Consider the following 18046-nt stretch of genomic DNA (forward strand, 5'->3'; position numbering starts at 1 on the left):
TGTGGATATGAAGAAGTTTCTTTGGTTCTTTTCGGCAGTCATTGTGATAGCATTGGTGTGGTATCTTTTTCTCAAACCTTCGGACTATACCATACGTTTTGAAGTAAAAACTTTTCCTGGAGCCATCAACCAAACCATCAAATTCTGGGATAAAACCTTGGATGCCGTAACCCCTGCAACGCAGGACGGAAGTCTTTACGAACTGCGTCAAAAATTGCAATTTAATGACTCCATTCATACCTATGCTTGGGAAATAGTTCCCATAAACGATTCGCTCTCCAAGGTCATTGTAAATGTCAGGGATGAGCAACATAGCTTGGCCAATAAATTGCAAGTTCCTTTTTCGGATACCGATTTTGAAAAACGGTCTAGAAAAACGGTTCTCGACCTTATGGAAAACATTGAGGATCATATCAATAAGTTTAAGGTGATCATTGTTGGGGAAGACGAGATTCCTGAAAAATATTTTGCCTATGTACCCGTAGCGGGAACCCAGATTCAAAAGGCACGCGGAATGATGCAAAATTTGTCATTTGTAAGTCAGGTTATCTTGGAAAACCAAGCACAACTCAACGGCCCACCAATGATTCAGGTAACCGATTGGGATATGGAAACGGATAGCCTTAAATACAATTTTGGACATCCAATCATTCGCTCTGAAAAACTTCCCATGGATACCGAAATACAGTACAAGCGTATTTTCAAAAAAAGAGCCTTAAAAGCCGTCTATCACGGAAATTACATTACCTCGGACAGGGCTTGGTATGCATTGCTGGACTATGCCAAGAAGAACAACATTGAGGTTGAACCCAATCCCGTGGAAGTATTCTTTAACAATCCCAATATGGGTGGTGACGAGCTGGAATGGAAAGCAGAGATCTACATGCCCATTAAAGAACGTAATGAATAAGGTTCCGTTTATATTACTTCTTGCCTTCCTGCACTCCTGTGCGCAAAAGCCTTGGTATGGCGATCTTACCTATCTGGGCAAACTTCCATCAAAACTGAACGAAATCTCCGGTATAACCACAAATGACGGAGAGACCATTTGGGCCATTGAGGACAATGGCAACAAAAACCAGATTTACGCGGTAAACTTAGAGGCCAATTTGATCAAACAGTTCAAAATTGATAATGCCAAAAACCACGATTGGGAAGATTTGGCCAAAGATCCCGAAGGGAACATCTATGTCGGGGATTTTGGAAACAACAACAACGAGAGAGAAAATCTTCGGATTTTAAAAGTTCCCAATCCAGATGATGCCACAGAGGGAAAAATCAAGGTGGAAAAAATCAAGTTCCACTATCCGGAACAAAAGAAATTTCCGCCCAAAAAATCCAAGTTGCATTTCGATTGTGAGGCCTTTTTTTACCATAACAACTTCCTATACCTCATCACCAAAGATCGCTCGAGACCCTATTTGGGAAAGGCCTATATCTATAAGGTGCCAGCGGAAAAAGGCGAGCATGCAGCAGCATTGGTTGGAGAATTTAAATCCTGTACAGATCCTCTATTCTGCTCCATTACGGGAGCGGACATATCCCCTGATGGTAAAAAAGTGGCTCTATTGGGTTCCGGTTTTATCTGGTTGTTCACAGAATTTGACTCTGATGATTTTACCCAAGGAAAGTTGCAGACCATAGATGTATTGCACAGAACCCAACAAGAATCTATTTGCTTCAAGGACAATAACACCATCCTAATCGCGGATGAGCAGTCCAAGACCAAGGGGAGAAACCTCTACTCCTATTCCTTGGACTAGAATCCGAATCCAAGCCCGAAGGCAAAGCGCATTCCGTCGGAGCTTCCAAAAACACCCAAATTAGCTGACAATATACCCGCGCCATTCACAAAAAATCCACCTCCGTAGGAATTGTGCCATTTATCGGAATCGTCACCAGGGAACCACACCCGACCGTAGTCAAATCCGCCAAATATACCTGGAGTAACTGGAAGCACCCCAGCTTTTCGTTTTCTAAAGCTCAATCTTAAATCCGTATTCTGGTAAAAGGTAGATTTTCCCGTAAATCGCTGGAACCTGAAACCTCGTAGTCCATCGTTGGCTCCAATGCTGGCTCCTTGATAAAACTCAAATTCATCTCCAAAATTGATATGCCCTTTTACTTTTGTTGCCAAGACCAATCTTCCGTTGGAACACAATTTATGATCCATGGATAAACTGGGAATCAAGTACGTAAACGACCTTCCAGATTCCGTGAGGTTGGTTCTGAATCCGCCTTGGAGCGAAATACTCATCCCTAGTGTCGGAAATGCTTCGCTATCGGTATTGGAATAGCTATACCCTGCATCCACCCCAAAAAAGCTTTGCTCATTTTCCTCTCCATTGGCCACATAAAAATCGTTAATGAACCTGTCTTCGGTCTCTTCCACCTCATAGTCTTCATAGGTAACCCCCAGACTCACCTTTGATCCCAATCTACCACGCCATACCAAAGATGGCGCCAGTTTGATGGTACTCAGTTTCACCCTATTAAAGTCCAATCCCAATGGGTGGTCGTCATCCAGATTTTCCGTTTCGTTCCCAAAACCAAAAAAGTTAATGGAAAAATTGGGGCTGGTAAATCGGGCATCCAACTCCAAGTTTACCCCTTCCAGCACATTTGCAAATTCGCCTTTATAACCAAAATCGAAGCCATTGGTGGCAAAATAAAAAGCTCCATTAAAAACATGTTGCTGTGTAAATGGGTTTTGCCTAAAACCATTGTGGGTGTAGGTATTTGTGAATCCGATTCTAAAACCATCATCGGGGTTAAACCCAATGGTGGGTAAAAACTGATTGTTACTGGCCTTAATCTTTAAGAAGTCGTAAGTATTTGTATCATAATCATTGATCCTATGAATATTGCCCCCAAAAGTTTCATCATAGGTGTTCTTTTTGGTCTTGAAGTCGTAGGTGTGAACCTTTTTGGAACCTTCAGCTACTTTGTAGACATCGTTGTTTTGTCCCCCCACAAGTCTAAGTTTAATCTCCGAGGTGGCCGTGTTGATGTCAAAAACATCGTCATCATCCAAGGCATAGACCCAAACTTCTTTGGTATACTTTGGACTATACGTTTTTTGAAAAAACAAATCCTTTCGCTCCCCATTCTTTATGCGATAGGCCCTTACCTCCAAGTTCCCATCATTATCCGACGTAATTTGGAAATAATCATCTTTGTCCGTTCCGGTAACCACACTGTACTTATTGATTACTCCAAAGTACTCTCTAGCCGTATCTTCCAAACTGGCTTTTCTGGATAGCAGTTTTTTCTTGATTAGGTTCACCGTTTCATCCTGTACTTCCTGTGGAAAATGGGACAAAGATTCATCGATTACGGCTTCTGTCACACGCTGTTGGATGTATTTAGCCTGTTCCACCCATTGTTCCATGGTGGTTTCGGAAAGAAGAGCCATATCCAGTGCAAATGTCCTTGGAGAGGAAGTGAACCCTTTTACACTACGGATTTCTTCCCCAAAACCTTCAAAAATACGTAAGCCGGGAACCGTTTTGGAACCAAATCCCATAACAAATCCATCCCCCCAAATGGAATAGGCCTGATCCCTATCCCTAGGTATGGGTCTATAGATTTTTTTGCCATCTTCACCATCAAACTCGGCCCAGCGCCATTGATCCACATGTCTGTCCCAATCCCCAATAAGCATATCAAACAACCTCGCGCGAACATAGGTTTCTGAGTCCAAGCTATATTTTTCATCCTTTCGTAGTTTCTGGATAAAATCATAGGTGCTTTCTATCGTCTTTGTTTTACCAAAACTTTCTATATCATGTCCTTCGGAAACGTGCTCCTCAATCATGACCAACTCGTTACCAAACTCTCTGTTGAAGTCACCCAAAGCATTCTGTTTGGGCACATAAAACAATTTGGGATTGGTGTGGTATAATCCCACCGCATCGGAAAGAGGGCCCAGTGTAAACGGCGCATAAGGATGCGCTCCTGTATATAGATCCAGCAACAATCTTTCGGGATAGGAATCCTCGAACTTGCCAATGATATAGGTCTCCTGGAAGGCAATGGCCTGTAAATACCGTTCGGCGCTTTTTCTAAGGTCTCGCATCACAAACTGCCTACCGTCCTTATGTTTGAGCCGTAGGGAATTGGATTGGTTCCCACCTCCTTTTCGCACTACAGACAAACCACCATAGAGGGTATCCAGCAAAACGGTTGGCGCCTCAACCGGGGTTGCGTAGTACTTTCGGTAACGCTCACCCCATAACCATTTATGAAATCCGCTTTTGTCCACCTCTTCATCGGTGTACACGGCGGCTTTTTTAACCGCTGGAAAATTGTCAGAATAATTGGGTTTATCCCCCGTGCGGTTGGGCGGAAGTACCTCAGTTTGATACAGCACCCCTTCTGCTGGTTCGGCACTATGAAAATCCACATGGGAAGATCCATCTGTAAACACCTTTAGCACGGCATACCCCATTTTACCAGTTGAAAACTCACTTCCATTGGCCAATTTGGTTGCCCCGGTTTTTGCCCCGGAGCCACTTACAATCTGAGGGATTCCTTCTTCCACAATATATTGAAGCGTATGCTCATGTCCAGAGACAAAAATGACCTTATCAGAGAACTGCGAGAGCGTAACTATTCTGTTTTTTAGCCTATTGTATAATTTATTGGACTGGTCTTCTACAGTTGCCCCAGAGGTTCTTCTAAGTAAGTTGATTGCAGTTCCCAAAATGGGAAGAGGGATGTCCCCACTTGGGGAAATGTGTTGTTTGAAGGAAAAATATCCCCCGTGGGACCCGTAGGTAAACATGGGATGGTGCAGGGCGATGATAGTGGTTTTATCCACATTTTTTTTGATCAGGCTTTCCAACTCTTCAAAAAATCGTGTTCTATTCTTGATTTCACAATCATCATTTATCGTTGGGTGTTTGTCCCAATCCACTAGGAACCATTCGGTATCTATGGCAATCACAAGGATATCATCGCTTACTTCAATTTTTTCTATAGGACAGCCGTTGTCTGGCAGAAAAACCTTCTTACTATCCAGCGCTTTCTGAATGTATTTTTCCTGGCGTTCCAAACCTTTTAATCCCTTGCTGTACCAATCGTGATTCCCTGGAATAAAGACCGTTCTTCCTTTGAAGCCTTCAACAGCCTTTATTTGTGCATCCAAATGGTTTTTGGCCAAAGCATGACCTTCGGGATCATCATCCTTGTCCGGAAATCCTGCAGGATAAATATTATCCCCCAGAAAAATGACAGTACTGTTTTTATCCGCTTGGTCCAACTGCGACTTTAAAGACTTAAGAGCAGGGTTAAGGTCACCACGAGGTGATTTTCCAGCATCACCAATCAAATAAAAGCTATGTTCAACTTCCTTGGTTGTACCTTTGGTATCTTGAACAAATGGAGAAGCGTATTTTGTTTCGTAGGTAGCACAACTAGATGCCAAAATCAGCAAGAGGATAAAAAAGTAATGTTGTTTCATATCACTGAGGTTGATGCCAAAATTTTGTATTTTGGGTTGTTCAAATAATTGTTATGTCGGAAATAGTAGAAAAAGCTGAATCCTTTGTCACCGAAATTCTGGAGAATCAACTGGACCCAAAATTTCTATACCACAACTTGCGACATACGCAGCGTGTAGTTAAAAGTACTAAAGAATTACTCAATTTTTACAAACTAGGCCCGGCAGATGAGGAAAAGTTACTATTGACGGCATGGTTTCACGATACGGGCTATACCAAGGGCTCCAAAGACCATGAGGAGGCCAGTTGCAAGATTGCAACGGATTTTTTAAAGCGTGAAAATTACAACCCAGAAGACATTGAACAGATCTGTGCCGCCATTTTGGCCACCAAAAGGTTCCATGAACCTTCCAATCTCACAGAAGAGATCATCAGGGATGCAGATGCCTCCCATTTTGCAAAGAAAAGTTATTGGGAAACCACGGATTTCCTGAAAGAGGAACTCAAGGAACTGGATATCGCCAATTATTCCAATAAGGAATGGCGCGATATCAACATCAAAATGTTCCGCAATGAACACCAGTTTTACACGGATTATGCCAAGGATAATTGGGAAGAGGGGAAGGAAAAGAATCTAAAACAACTGGTCAAGGAGAAAAAAACGGAGAAGGAAATCGCTAAAAAAGAAGCTTTAAAAGCCAAATACAAAAGTGAAAGTCCCGATCGTGGAATCCAAACGTTGTTCCGTGTTACCCTTAAAAATCACCTTACCTTAAGTGATATTGCGGATACCAAGGCAAATATCCTGCTATCCGTCAATGCGATTATCATTTCGGTGGCGCTCTCCAATCTTATTCCAAAATTGGACAATCCTACCAATACATACCTGATATTCCCAACGGCCATATTTATTACCTTCAGTGTGGTCTCCATGATATTGGCTGTTTTGGCCACTCGCCCCAATGTAACCAGCGGACAGTTCACCAAAAAGGATGTTGAAGACAAAAAAGTGAACCTCTTGTTTTTTGGCAACTTCCACAAAATGAGCCTTGGGGATTACGAATGGGCCATTCAAGAACTGGTCAAAGACAAGGATTATATTTATTCCTCCTTGACCAAGGACCTTTATTTCCTTGGACTGGTCTTGAATAGAAAGTACAAGATATTACGACTGACCTATACCATCTTTATAGTTGGTATTGTAGTCTCTGTTATTGCATTTGCCCTGTCCTTTAATTTCTTGGGTGGAACAGAAAGACTGTAATCCGTTAGAATTTAGGATTTCAATTCTTCCATAAGATCCTCGTAGGTATAGGTTCTTTCAGATTTCTTATCCTTATCCCCAGAGTATAGAATTTCTGCGCGAATAGCTTTAAGCCCTGTTACACCTTGTAGGCCCTCCAACTCCACAATTTCAATATTGTTGGTAAAATAGCCTTTGGCCTTCAGGAATTTAATGTAACGCATATATTCCTTTTCGTCCTTGCGCTGACTGTAAACAATAGCCAATTTGCCCTTCTGGGTCAACCGCTCATTGGTTCCCTTGATATAGGATTTATCAATACGTTTTTTGATGATTTCATAGCGGGCATTGTACGTCCCGTCCACATCAAAACGCTTTTCGTCCATTCTAAAGCGAATGGCCAATGAAGTACTGTAAACCAAAATCAAGGAAGCCACATCCAGTTTCACTGGCAAAGTGGGCTTTAGGGCATAGTACTTGTCCTCCATATCGCACATCACTTGCAGCTGCCATAAGCGAAGGTTGCTCAGATAGAGTTCATTAAATTTTCTATCGTTGGCGATGGAGCTTCCAATGTACATATTATGTTCCACGCCATCCGTTTTGTAGCGTTCAAAATAGTGAGGGAACATTTCTTGGGCCTCTACCTGCTTTTTATCCAGTAAAGCAGCCAATTGCATATTGGCCTCCATCACGCTTTGATCGTAATTGCGACGGTGATCGTAATAGGATTCCGTTTCTTGGTCAATACTGTCCTCATACTTTTGAATGTAGGGAGCCACATCCGTATCCGTATCCTTCAAATGTTTGAAAACTGGATTTACCTCTTCCTTGACGAAGTCAAAAATGGCCTGCTCCGTATGGGTATATAGGGCTTCTTTTACTTCTTCCAAATAGGTATTTACCCGGAACATCAACTCCTCATAAATAGGAAGTTTGTGAATCTTAAAGGCCACCTCCAATACTTCATTGATCTCGGACAACTGAATCATCAAGTCCTTTTGGATGGAGAAGTTTCGTTCTTTGGACGACTCTTTAATATCTACCTGACCATATAGGGGATATACATCCTTGAAGACGATTTCCTTAAAAATCGCTTGATTACCAACCAATTCATCCGCCATAAAACGTTTGGCCTCCTCTTGGAATTTCCAGTACACAGAAGAATGCACTGTAGTACACTCATGCTGGATAATGGCATCCACAAGATTTTCCTCCTCTTCTATTGAGCGAACTACTGCAGACACGATAAAGGGCATTACATCTTCCAACTTGTTGGCATTGACACTGTTTAGCTCGTTCACCGTATTGGATACCAATTCCAGAACCCCCAAGAGAACACCATCGTCAATGATAGGCGCCAAGATGGCACTTTTTATACCCTGTTCGTGCAAGTTTTTATAGGGTTGTCCACCTTCGGACAAGTTGTAGTATTTCTCTACATTGGATATGGCATAATATCCTGTTTCCTTACCTATCAAGGTATTCTTGGAGTGATCACATAGCAGATTGTCACAAGACTCCATGTCCTTGCCCTTAAGGATATAGCTTTCTATTCCCTTCCCATAAATTTTGAGGAAACGGTTTGCCTTGGAATCATATCCCGTAAAGCCAACATTGATGTGCTTCAGATTGAATAACGACCTAAAGGTATCCTGAAAACTTTCCATAAAGTCTTCATTGCCTCTCTTGTTATTTCCAATCAGCGTGGATTTAATTCCAGAGATGGAATGTTCCGCGGTAACGTCGAACATATTGGAAATCACGAACCCTTTGGAAATGAAACTTCCTGGTGGAATTTTATCCTTCCAAAGCTCCAGATTGTCAAAATTGGCCAATAGTTCATCCACATCTTCTTGCGTCAAATCCTTAGCCTTTTCTGTGGGAATTATTTCCATAAAATCCGCATTGTACAGGATTCTATAGTGGCGCATTACGCCATTGGCATCCGGGATATCATAGAAAAGCGGACGTCTAAAGTCCATTTTATATCCATAATGAAAGCCTAGTACCACCGTACATTTCATGATGTAGCTTACATCCATGGGCAGATTTCGGATTTCAAGTTCAAATCCCTTACCTGCTTCCTTCAATATCTTTTTGAATCTTTCGGACGAATTGAAAATATTGTTTTCAAAAGGGGTGGAAGCCGTTTTTATCTCATTTTGGGTGAGTACCGATGAAAACGTATCTTGAAGTATGATGCCAATAATATCCTTGTGCTTATCCAACAAGGAGAGGTCGGTGAATCCATCACGAAGTTCAGGAAAAGGAGCCTGTGCGTCAAGAATATATTTGGCCCTTTCCGCCAAGTGTTTATCCTTGCTTTTTAGCTGCTCGTCATAATGCCCCAAAAGCTTGTTAAAGCTTACCAGATGGTGCATTGGGCTTTCTTCATTGTATTTCTGCTTCATACGCCTAATTAGTCGAGTTTTGAAATGTAAAGTTACAAAAAGTAAAAATGCCCCTCTGTTAAGGGATTCTTTATGTTATTGTTCCCTTTTTTTGGATATTTAAGCAAATTTGACCCATGTCCTCAAGAACTAGGCTAAACAGGGCGTACAAAAATGCCAAAACCATCCCTTTTGATGATACTTCCAAGTTCATCTTTTTTAGTGATTGCCATAGGGGGGACAACAGTTTTGCCGACGATTTTGCCAACAATAGGAACATCTACTTCCATGCGCTGAACCATTACTACCAACAAGGGTTTCAGTACTGCGAGTTGGGAGATGGGGACGAACTCTGGGAAAACTTGCATTTTGAGGTCATTTTTGAGGCCCATAAGAATGTGTACCAGCTCCTTAGACAATTCCATTTGGAAAACCGACTGCATATGGTTTGGGGCAACCACGATATGGTGTACAAGCAAAAGAATTATGTGGACAAGCACCTTTCCAGCTATTTTGAACCTATCGAGGACAAGGACAAGGAGCTTTTTGAAGGAATCACCTATCACGAAGCCCTGGTGCTAAAACACAAACAGACCCAGCAGGAGCTCTTTTGCACCCATGGTCATCAGGCAGATTGGTGGAACTATGTTTGCTGGCGGTTTGGACGCTTTTTGGTTCGAATCTTATGGAAGCCGCTGCAAGTAGTGGGCATTCACGACCCAACCAGTCCGGCAAAAAACTACAAAGAGCTGATTCGTATCGAGAAAAGAATCAAACGCTGGATTTTGGAAAACAACCTCAGGATTACTATTGCCGGGCACACCCACAGACCCCGTTTCCCAGAACCTGGCCAAATTCCATTTTTCAATGACGGGAGTTGCGTTCATCCAAGGAGTATCACTGGGATTGAAATTGAGGAAGGGAAAATTTCCTTGATTAAATGGCAGATTGCCACCAAACCTGATGGTACGCTACAAATTGTTCGGGTTTTGTTGGAAGGTCCTGAGAAATTGGTGGATTATATGGAGGAATAGTCATGGATAGCGTGCAGCAAATTCTGGATCAAATTCCAATTCGGCATAACCTCTATTCACATTTTATGCTCATTGGAATCGTCCAGGCTTTTTTTCTTGCGTCAATCATATTCCTAAGGTCGACCAAGGGTTCCGCCATTCGAATTTTTGGATGGTCTCTTCTTTTTCAGGCGGTTGTATGTACAGATACTTACCTATGTTATACCGGTCTGATGAAATATGTGATTCTTTGGAATGATTCCACCGAAGTATTTGTGCTACTGATTGCGCCAACGATATACTTCTTTACCTACGCCTTATTGGAGCGAAAGCCAATTACCCTAAAAAAACATGGTGTTCACTTTCTTTTGCCCTTTCTTTATTTGATAACGCAACTCGGTTATTTTCTAAATCCCATATCCGTAAAGCTGAATGCCTATTTGGATGCCTACCATGATGATATTCCCATGGTCACCGTGCCTGATGGAGTCACTTATGGATATCAAGTAATCAAAGATGAATTTCGTTGGTTGATGCTGACAAGTTTTATGGTTTACTTGGTTTTATGTGCAATTCTCGTTCTTAAGCATGGAAAACTAAAGAAATTGCCCACCAATAAAATAAAGGTTGATAAATATGAGTTCACAAGGATTACCATTTACCTACTCGTTTTGTTATTGATGCTTACTCTGGGAGTTTACCTGTCTTACGACGATGATGGAGGTGATCATTTTATAGTCATGTTTGTTGGGCTTATCGCCTTTATAAGTTCCTTTTTTATACTATCGGAATCCCGTTTTTTTGAAAAATCCTGGGTTGCCGATAAATACGAAACCTTGACAACAAATTCCTTGCATTTCAATACCATCGAGGAACATTTACAGGCAGACGGCCTCTTTTTGGAAAAGCACCTGACACTTAAAAACCTGGCTGAGCAACTGGGCGAAAGCCCCAATCTAGTATCTAAAGTGATCAATTCGGATACTGGATACAACTTTAATGAATACATCAATCAAAAAAGGGTATTGGTGGCCAAAAAACATCTCCTTGATCCAGAATACCGCCATTTAACCGTAGAGGCCATTGGCAACTCTGTTGGATTCACCTCTAAATCAGCCTTTTACAATGCTTTTAAAAAGCATGTAGGTACCACACCTTCCAGTTTTATCAAGGAAAAATCCAAATAGCAATTTCTCCACAATTGTAATTTGGGACACTTCTCCTGTTCAAATCACAAGTTTTCCCGATGCTCCATACGACCTTTGGTGCCAAACGAAAATTAGATGGAAAAAGTTCGTCGGTACGATTTGGATTGGTTGCGGGTCACTGTATTTGGGTTATTGATCTTTTATCACGTGGGGATGTTTTTTGTTCCCTGGGGATGGCATGTCAAAAACAATGTCATATATGATTGGCTCAGATGGCCCATGCTCTTCCTGAACCAATGGCGACTACCCATCCTGTTCGTTATTTCCGGTATGGGAACCTACTATGCCCTGGGTAAGCGAAACATCTGGCAATTCAATCTGGAACGATATCTACGTTTAGGAATCCCGTTAGCTGTGGGTATGTTGCTAATTGTTCCGCCACAGGTCTATTTTGAACGGCTGGCCAATGGGCAATTTGAAGGTTCCTATTGGACATATTTTACCACAGTTGCGTTTGAAGGAATCTATCCGGACGGTAACCTGAGTTGGCATCACCTTTGGTTTTTGCCCTATCTTTTTATTTTCTCTCTTTTGCTCTCTCCCTTATTTGTTTATCTGAGGAAGCATCGAACAAAGTTTGTGGCCTGGGTCACCAAAACAATTCAGAAGACTTGGGGTTTTTATGTCTTTGTTATCCCTCTATATTTTGTTGAGGTTTTGATAGAGCCCTTTTTTGATGTCACTCATGCCTTAGTGGATGATTGGTTCAACTTCACCTTTAGTATCATCTTATTTTTTTATGGATTTCTTCTAATTTCAACTGGAGAGGTATTTTGGAAGGTGTTGGATCAAACAAAATCAAAAGCATTGACTCTGGGCATTTTGGCATTCTCCGGACAGGTTTTTATTTGGTTGTTTTTAGAAGATGGTTTGATTGTTCATATTGTGGAGGCTTTTCTAAAGGTGACCAACATTTGGTCCTGGATTTTGGTGTTGTTTGCCTACGCTGCCAAATTTTTGAACCGCCCCAGCAATCAACTCGCTTATGCCAACAGAGCTGTATACCCATTCTATATTTTACATCAGACCATAACTGTGGCTTTGGGCTATTACATCATGCATTTAAACTGGGGGTTCTTTGCCAAAACTTCAGTCTTGGTGCTGGGAACTTTTGGACTAAGTTGGCTGATTTATGATTTCATTATCCTAAAAATTCCACCCTTGCATCCACTGTTTGGGTTGAAAAGAAGTACAGTAAAACCCAAATAACTGCATCAAGTTCGATTGGCCAAGGTCTTCATAGCAGCTATAAAAGTATCCAGTTCCCTTGTTGTGGTATAAATATTTGGGGTTATTCGGCAACCATGCACATTGGATTCATCAATGGCCACAGTCCAAACCCCAAACTCCTCCAGTAAGATTGTTGCCAATTCCTTTGGAGGGAAGTGGGCAATTCCAACATTACCAATGCCACAGCACCTTTTGTCCTCCACAGGTGTGTTGACAATAATATTGGGAACGTCCCTTAATGCATCACTCCAATACTTTTGCAGGTAGCGAAGTCGGTTTTCCTTACGTTGGACTCCGATAACATTGATATAGTCCAAAGCCGCGTTGATCGCCAGGTAAATATGTACAGGGTTGGTTCCCGTGTGGTTTAGTCGAAGGATATCTTGGGGTTCCGTATTATGCTCAGCCAAAAGCGGCCATATTTTGGAGATTCTTTTTGGCGCTACGTGCAATAATCCAACCCCCAAGGGCGCGTTCAACCATTTGTGCAGGCTGGAACCATAATAATCGCAGCCCAATTCCGAAATGTTGACCTCAATATGTCCCACGGCATGGGCACCATCCACCATCACTTCTACCCCATGACGATGTGCCATTTCGCAAATCTTTTTTATAGGCAGGACATGCCCTGTAATATTGATCATATGACAAACCATGAGCAGTCTGGTTCTTGGCGTGATCTGGGATTCATACAATGTTACAAGCTCCTCATCCGATTTGGGATGGTTGGGTACGGAAACCTCTTTGCATACCACTCCGTATCGGTCTCGGATCATATAAAAGTGATCGCGCATGGATCCATAATCTTGAACCGCAAAAATGGCCTCGTCTCCTTCTTTCCAAGGAAATCCCCCTATGATCAAATCCAAGGATTCGGTTGCATTTCTGGTAATGACCAAGGTTTCTGGACTGCATCCCACGAACTTTGCCAATCGCGCGGTAACCTTTTCCTTGTTTTCCCATTGCACGGTGCGCATATAGTACGACCCTTCGTAGTTTACCATTTGTGTGTACTGGTGCAGCTGTTCCATAATGGGTTTTGGGGTAATGCAGTAATACCCGTTTTCCAAATTGATATAGTCCGGTTTTAAGTCAAAATCCTGCCGAATGCGTTTCCAAAAGTCCTCACTACTACCACCAGGATATGGTGGTAATTCAGAGGTCATTTTTTGACCATTAGCAGTCATAGGCACTAAAGGAACAGCCATGGCCGCCTGACCCAAACGCTTTAAAAATTGTCTTTTTTTCATCACTTAAGGGTTGAAAGGAATGTATAACACCTTGCTAATGAATCAATTTACGATTTTTAACCTTTAAAATAAACCTAAGAGGTCAACCTCATTTCATAATTATGGGTTGAAGTTGACATACATCGAAATATCCCCACATTTAACAGCGATTTACCAACTATTTGGCAGGGTATTTGTTAACTTTAAGAAAAGTTATCGACCAAGTTGCTATGAAAAAATTGGTTTTTTTCTGTTCCTTTTTTGTCTTTGGGTTCCTCATGGTCAGTGCCCAAGGGGATATTCCCACGACCAAACCTCTCAAAATTGGCGAACGCAACAATTTGGATATTTTACCTAGTAATCAAGGTACCTCCCTCAGGATTCCTTCCGTTTTGGATGAGAGTTTAACATCCAAAAATGATAAACCCGGAGTTAAAATGCTCCCAGATCGCGAACTGGTGCAGGCAGGTCATGACCTTAAACTTAGTCCCAACATCGGAGAAAAGGAAAAAAAGGGTTCCAAGGAACATTTTGGCGACCAATATTTAGGAGATATAAAGACCAAGGCCAGATTCGTGGGCATAGTATGCCGTGATCATGAGTATGTAGATGGCGATCGCATCAAAATTCTGTTGAACGGTGAAATCGTTGAATACAATATGCTGCTTTCCGGTTCCTTCAAGGGGGTCAACATAGATTTAATTGAAGGATTTAATAGGTTGGATTTTGTGGCCCTCAATCAGGGGTCTTCCGGGCCCAACACGGCTCAAGTAGTCGTTGCAGATGAAAAAGGGGAGGTCATTCACAACAATCGTTGGAACCTATCCACAGGATCTACTGCCAGTCTTATTGTGATCAAAGAGGAAGAGTAACCTCTAAGTTCAAAATTCAAACTCAAGCTCAAAATTCAAGTTCAAGTTCAAATACTTGTCTTGATTCTTGCTTCTTTTATCTCGTGTCTTACCAACCCTAAGGTTTTTCTCCTGGCTTATATGTGCTTACGGCTCTTTGCAGTACATCCTCCTTGTAATAGGCCGCATCCTTAAAATCCATATCAGCATAGCGTTGTGCCTGATCATCAAAATGAGGTGAGTCGGGATCTCCACTCTGTCCACCTGCCAACATAGTCTTGGCTTTCACCTTATCCCCAAATTCCACCACCGCCACAAAGCTATTGCCTCGTGTCCCGTAGATTTTCTTGGTATTGTTATCATATCTAGCACCGTATGCCGCCAGGGCGCCCCATCTCCCACTGGCAAATCCGATTGGGATACTGGCTTTGGCATCATCAAAAGCCTGTCTGATATCTTCATTCAGGCGCTGATATCTATTTACCTCGCCCCATGGGGTATTCCAAGTGCCAAAATCACTATTCAATCGTTCCACAGTTTCTTGAAACAGCTTCAACTTTTCCTCATCTGGAGATTCCGACCCCCAATATTGCACCAGTTGCATGGCATATAGTCCTTTCGGTCGTTTTGCTTTCTGATAACACAAGGTTCCATAATAATGGGACAAAGTCATCCCCACAGAAGTCTCGGAAGTTCTGAAATCCCAATTTCTTAAAACTTCAATCGGCTCCTTCAATGCCGGATTTGGGTTGGTATCATAGGCCTTGATCAAGCCAGGAATCAATGCTTCAAAAGCTGGCAAATGCGGATCATGGGCCAGTTCAATTAAATTATCCAAGGTAAATCCACTTCTATCCGTTAATAAATCAATGGCATGGACGCCTCTAAAGTTTTCCTGGTCCCGAGACATATATTTGGGGTAATCACTTCTTTGGGGACTGTTTTCCAAAGCTGCCGTATACGGCGTGGAATTACAGTTTTGAATCCAGCCGTTGTCCGGATTCAGCACCAAAATGTTTTCATCCACAGTATGTAAGCCCTTCCAATCGGTCTTGGGGTTGCTACCGTCCACAGGTTTGGTAAAATCATAAATGGTATCCCTTTTTGGGATAAAATTTCCGTGGAAATACGCAATATTCCCCTCAGCATCGGCATAAACGGTATTGTTGCTGGAGTTGGTTCTGATGTCCATCATCTTTCTAAATCCATCATAGCCATTTTGCTTGGTGCGAATGTAGGACTGTTCCAAAGCCTTTACAGGTTCCCACATCATGGCCGAAGCCGTCCATTGACCATCCACCGCGTGTGTAATGGGCCCGTGGTGGGTACGATACATGGGAAAGGTCTTTTCTCTCATCCGATTCCCTTCCTTGTATTTTAGAACGACATCCGTTTTTGCAACCGGTCGTAATTCTTCCCCGTATTGATAGAACAAATTCCCATCGTTCTGAACAATCGTTTCCTTGAACTCATCCATCACATCAGTGTAGGTAGAGGTATGCATCCAACCCGTTTTTTCATTGAATCCCTGGTACACAAAGAATTGCCCCCAAGTTACAGCGCCATAGGCATTGAGTCCTTCCTCACTTACCACATGCACTTCGCCTCTAAAATAAAATGAAGTATGGGGGTTGATCAACAGTAAGGCATTCCCTGACTCCGTTAGATCTCCAGAAATAGCAATTCCATTAGATCCTTGGGGTTCTGCCATTTCTTCTTTCTCCTGAATCTCCAATTGCTCCATCTTTGGCAATTCCATTCCGCTTTCGTAAAAGGCTTTTATTTTTTTGATGGAAATCCGTTCTATATCGCCCCCAATAGATCCCTCACTGAAATACATGGGCATCCAGGGTTCAAAATGGGAAATCACTCGAGGTTTTACTTCTGGGTGGGTATGCAGATAATAGTTGATGCCATCTGCAAAGGCATTGCACAATTCCTTGAGCCATTCTGGACTTTGTTCATAGTTTTGGATTGCTTCTTCCTTGGTCATAAATAATCGGGCGCGCAGGTCGCTGTACAGTCCTATCTCACCCTCAACTTCCGCTAGTCTTCCCGTGGCCCAGATATAATTTTGCTCTACGCGGTTAAAGTCATCTTCACATTGCGCATACAGCAGTCCAAAAACAGCATCCGCATCCGTTTTGCCATAAATGTGGGGCACTCCAAAATCATCCCGAATTATGGTGACGTTTTCCGCCTGGGTTTTCCATTTTTTAATCTCTGGGGATTGTTCCTGCCCACAGGACAGCAATAAAACCAAAGTTCCTAAAAGAAGTGTTCTCATAATTTGTTGTTGTGTCAAAATTGACTTGCTGTTACCAACTTCCACTGGCGCCACCGCCCCCTGAGCTACCCCCTCCCCCTGAAAAGCTACTGGAACTTCCAAAGGAAGACCCTGAACTGGATCCAAAGGAATGGGACCCGGATGACGAAAATGTCTTCCTCATATAGGTTGGGTCGTTCTTTAACAAGGAAAGTTTAAACTCCTCCTTGCCCTTGAGCAGTATCTTGAGCAACGCCAGTGCCAATGTAAGAAGAAAAAAGCCTCCGATAATCCAATACACCCAAGATAAATCATCCAACAAATTTTCGTGTTCCTCCCAATGGATTCCCATATCGAAAATCATAGTGGCAAAAAACAAAGGCATTCCAACAAAAACCGAGGCAAACAACATGGGAATCATCCCAAAAAGTACCATAAAAATCCCTTGTAACAGGCCCAATTTTCCAATCATCATGCCCCGAAACATTTCCACAATCCCAGCATAGGATTTGTAAAAAAGAAAACCTCCTACAGCAACAAATATGGACAAAAACAGACCCATGAAGAGCTTTACCCATCCATTAATATCTCCTTCCGAAGCTATTTCCTGCTTAAATTCCTCCAAAGCATCCGGTTCATTTAAAAAGGTGATGATTTGATCAGTTGCAAGATCTATCCCAGTAAAATAGTTCTCCACCTTAAACTCGGGTATCATGGTATTTCGAATAATCCTTGAGGCAACAGCATCCGTAATGTAAGGCTCCAATCCATAACCCACTTCAATTCTAACCTGGCGGTCATTTTTAGCAAAGACGATCAGAATGCCATTGTCCTTATCTTTTTGGCCCAGTTTGTTCTGATTGAAAGTTCCGTAGGCGTATTCCTCAATGGTTCCGTATCCCAATTCTTCAATGGTTAATACCACCAATTGATTACTTGTCTCCGATTCAAAGTTGGTGAGCTTTGTCTTTAGCCCCTCAATTTCTTGGATTGTGAAAATTCTTGCACTATCCGTAACAATCTGATTGAGTTCCAGATAATTTTGCTGGGCAGAACAACATAGGGAAACAAAGAAAAATAGCCCTATCATTGCGTGTTTCAATGCCATATATACGTACTTGAGTTATTTAAATATACTATATGTTCAGCGGTTAAGAGCCTCAGCGTTA

12 protein-coding genes are annotated in these 18046 nt (G+C 42.2%); 7 read left to right on the top strand and 5 right to left on the bottom strand.

The features are described from left to right. Positions 1-7 precede the first annotated feature (7 nt). Together ACOOE0_RS03165 and ACOOE0_RS03170 are read left to right on the top strand one after the other, a co-directional pair. Positions 8-910 carry a GyrI-like domain-containing protein gene (locus ACOOE0_RS03165; RefSeq protein WP_420401026.1) on the top strand — a complete coding sequence of 301 codons (903 nt, stop codon included), beginning with the start codon at positions 8-10 and terminating at the stop codon, positions 908-910. Then, positions 903-1763, top strand: coding sequence for a hypothetical protein (locus ACOOE0_RS03170; protein WP_420401027.1), 861 nt, complete (start codon positions 903-905; stop codon positions 1761-1763). The genes ACOOE0_RS03165 and ACOOE0_RS03170 overlap by 8 nt, the downstream gene beginning before the upstream one ends. Here the strand turns inward: ACOOE0_RS03170 and ACOOE0_RS03175 are convergent. Further along, complete coding sequence (locus tag ACOOE0_RS03175) at positions 1760-5464, bottom strand: metallophosphoesterase (protein ID WP_420401028.1); 3705 nt, start codon at positions 5462-5464, stop codon at positions 1760-1762. The genes ACOOE0_RS03170 and ACOOE0_RS03175 overlap by 4 nt on opposite strands. A gap of 53 nt (positions 5465-5517) precedes the next feature. Between ACOOE0_RS03175 and ACOOE0_RS03180 the strand changes: the two genes are divergently transcribed. Then, complete coding sequence (locus ACOOE0_RS03180) at positions 5518-6708, top strand: Pycsar system effector family protein (RefSeq protein ID WP_420401029.1); 1191 nt, start codon at positions 5518-5520, stop codon at positions 6706-6708. Positions 6709-6719: 11 nt separating this feature from the next. Here the strand turns inward: ACOOE0_RS03180 and ACOOE0_RS03185 are convergent, their stop codons facing one another. Next, entirely contained in the window at positions 6720-9101 is a 2382-nt protein-coding gene (locus ACOOE0_RS03185) for a GAF domain-containing protein (protein ID WP_420401030.1), read from the bottom strand. A 116-nt stretch (positions 9102-9217) separates the two neighbouring features. On the opposite strand from ACOOE0_RS03185, the gene ACOOE0_RS03190 reads away from it, so the two are divergent. The 3 genes from ACOOE0_RS03190 (at position 9218) to ACOOE0_RS03200 (ending at position 12510) form a co-directional block, all read left to right on the top strand. Next, positions 9218-10114 (top strand): metallophosphoesterase, encoded by an 897-nt coding sequence (locus ACOOE0_RS03190; RefSeq protein WP_420401031.1) that lies wholly within the window; start codon positions 9218-9220, stop codon positions 10112-10114. A gap of 212 nt (positions 10115-10326) precedes the next feature. Further along, entirely contained in the window at positions 10327-11280 is a 954-nt protein-coding gene (locus ACOOE0_RS03195; RefSeq protein ID WP_420401032.1) for a helix-turn-helix domain-containing protein, read from the top strand. A gap of 96 nt (positions 11281-11376) precedes the next feature. After that, entirely contained in the window at positions 11377-12510 is a 1134-nt protein-coding gene (locus ACOOE0_RS03200) for an acyltransferase family protein (RefSeq protein ID WP_420401033.1), read from the top strand. 5 nt (positions 12511-12515) lie between these two features. Here ACOOE0_RS03200 and ACOOE0_RS03205 read toward each other — a convergent pair whose 3' ends face one another. Beyond that, positions 12516-13781: an aminotransferase class V-fold PLP-dependent enzyme gene (locus ACOOE0_RS03205; RefSeq protein WP_420401034.1), complete on the bottom strand. Its 1266-nt coding sequence runs from the start codon at positions 13779-13781 to the stop codon at positions 12516-12518. A 209-nt stretch (positions 13782-13990) separates the two neighbouring features. Here ACOOE0_RS03205 and ACOOE0_RS03210 point away from each other — a divergent pair, with 209 nt between their 5' ends. Then, positions 13991-14632 carry a hypothetical protein gene (locus ACOOE0_RS03210; protein ID WP_420401035.1) on the top strand — a complete coding sequence of 214 codons (642 nt, stop codon included), beginning with the start codon at positions 13991-13993 and terminating at the stop codon, positions 14630-14632. Positions 14633-14729: 97 nt separating this feature from the next. Here ACOOE0_RS03210 and ACOOE0_RS03215 read toward each other — a convergent pair whose 3' ends face one another. Then, positions 14730-16898, bottom strand: coding sequence for an acylase (locus tag ACOOE0_RS03215; protein WP_420401036.1), 2169 nt, complete (start codon positions 16896-16898; stop codon positions 14730-14732). Between the two features lie 31 nt (positions 16899-16929). Beyond that, complete coding sequence (locus tag ACOOE0_RS03220) at positions 16930-17985, bottom strand: TPM domain-containing protein (RefSeq protein WP_420401037.1); 1056 nt, start codon at positions 17983-17985, stop codon at positions 16930-16932. Positions 17986-18046 lie beyond the last annotated feature (61 nt).

The sequence above is a fragment of the Flagellimonas sp. genome, from assembly GCF_965215805.1.
Classification (GTDB): Bacteria; Bacteroidota; Bacteroidia; order Flavobacteriales; family Flavobacteriaceae; genus Flagellimonas.

Bases quoted from the DNA above. Each gene is read 5' to 3' on its own strand.
- ACOOE0_RS03165 (WP_420401026.1), top strand. From the start codon at position 8: ATGAAGAAGTTTCTTTGGTTCTTTTCGGCAGTCATTGTGATAGCATTG.
- ACOOE0_RS03170 (WP_420401027.1), top strand. From the start codon at position 903: ATGAATAAGGTTCCGTTTATATTACTTCTTGCCTTCCTGCACTCCTGT.
- ACOOE0_RS03175 (WP_420401028.1), bottom strand. From the start codon at position 5,464: ATGAAACAACATTACTTTTTTATCCTCTTGCTGATTTTGGCATCTAGT.
- ACOOE0_RS03180 (WP_420401029.1), top strand. From the start codon at position 5,518: ATGTCGGAAATAGTAGAAAAAGCTGAATCCTTTGTCACCGAAATTCTG.
- ACOOE0_RS03185 (WP_420401030.1), bottom strand. From the start codon at position 9,101: ATGAAGCAGAAATACAATGAAGAAAGCCCAATGCACCATCTGGTAAGC.
- ACOOE0_RS03190 (WP_420401031.1), top strand. From the start codon at position 9,218: ATGTCCTCAAGAACTAGGCTAAACAGGGCGTACAAAAATGCCAAAACC.
- ACOOE0_RS03195 (WP_420401032.1), top strand. From the start codon at position 10,327: ATGAAATATGTGATTCTTTGGAATGATTCCACCGAAGTATTTGTGCTA.
- ACOOE0_RS03200 (WP_420401033.1), top strand. From the start codon at position 11,377: ATGGAAAAAGTTCGTCGGTACGATTTGGATTGGTTGCGGGTCACTGTA.
- ACOOE0_RS03205 (WP_420401034.1), bottom strand. From the start codon at position 13,781: ATGAAAAAAAGACAATTTTTAAAGCGTTTGGGTCAGGCGGCCATGGCT.
- ACOOE0_RS03210 (WP_420401035.1), top strand. From the start codon at position 13,991: ATGAAAAAATTGGTTTTTTTCTGTTCCTTTTTTGTCTTTGGGTTCCTC.
- ACOOE0_RS03215 (WP_420401036.1), bottom strand. From the start codon at position 16,898: ATGAGAACACTTCTTTTAGGAACTTTGGTTTTATTGCTGTCCTGTGGG.
- ACOOE0_RS03220 (WP_420401037.1), bottom strand. From the start codon at position 17,985: ATGGCATTGAAACACGCAATGATAGGGCTATTTTTCTTTGTTTCCCTA.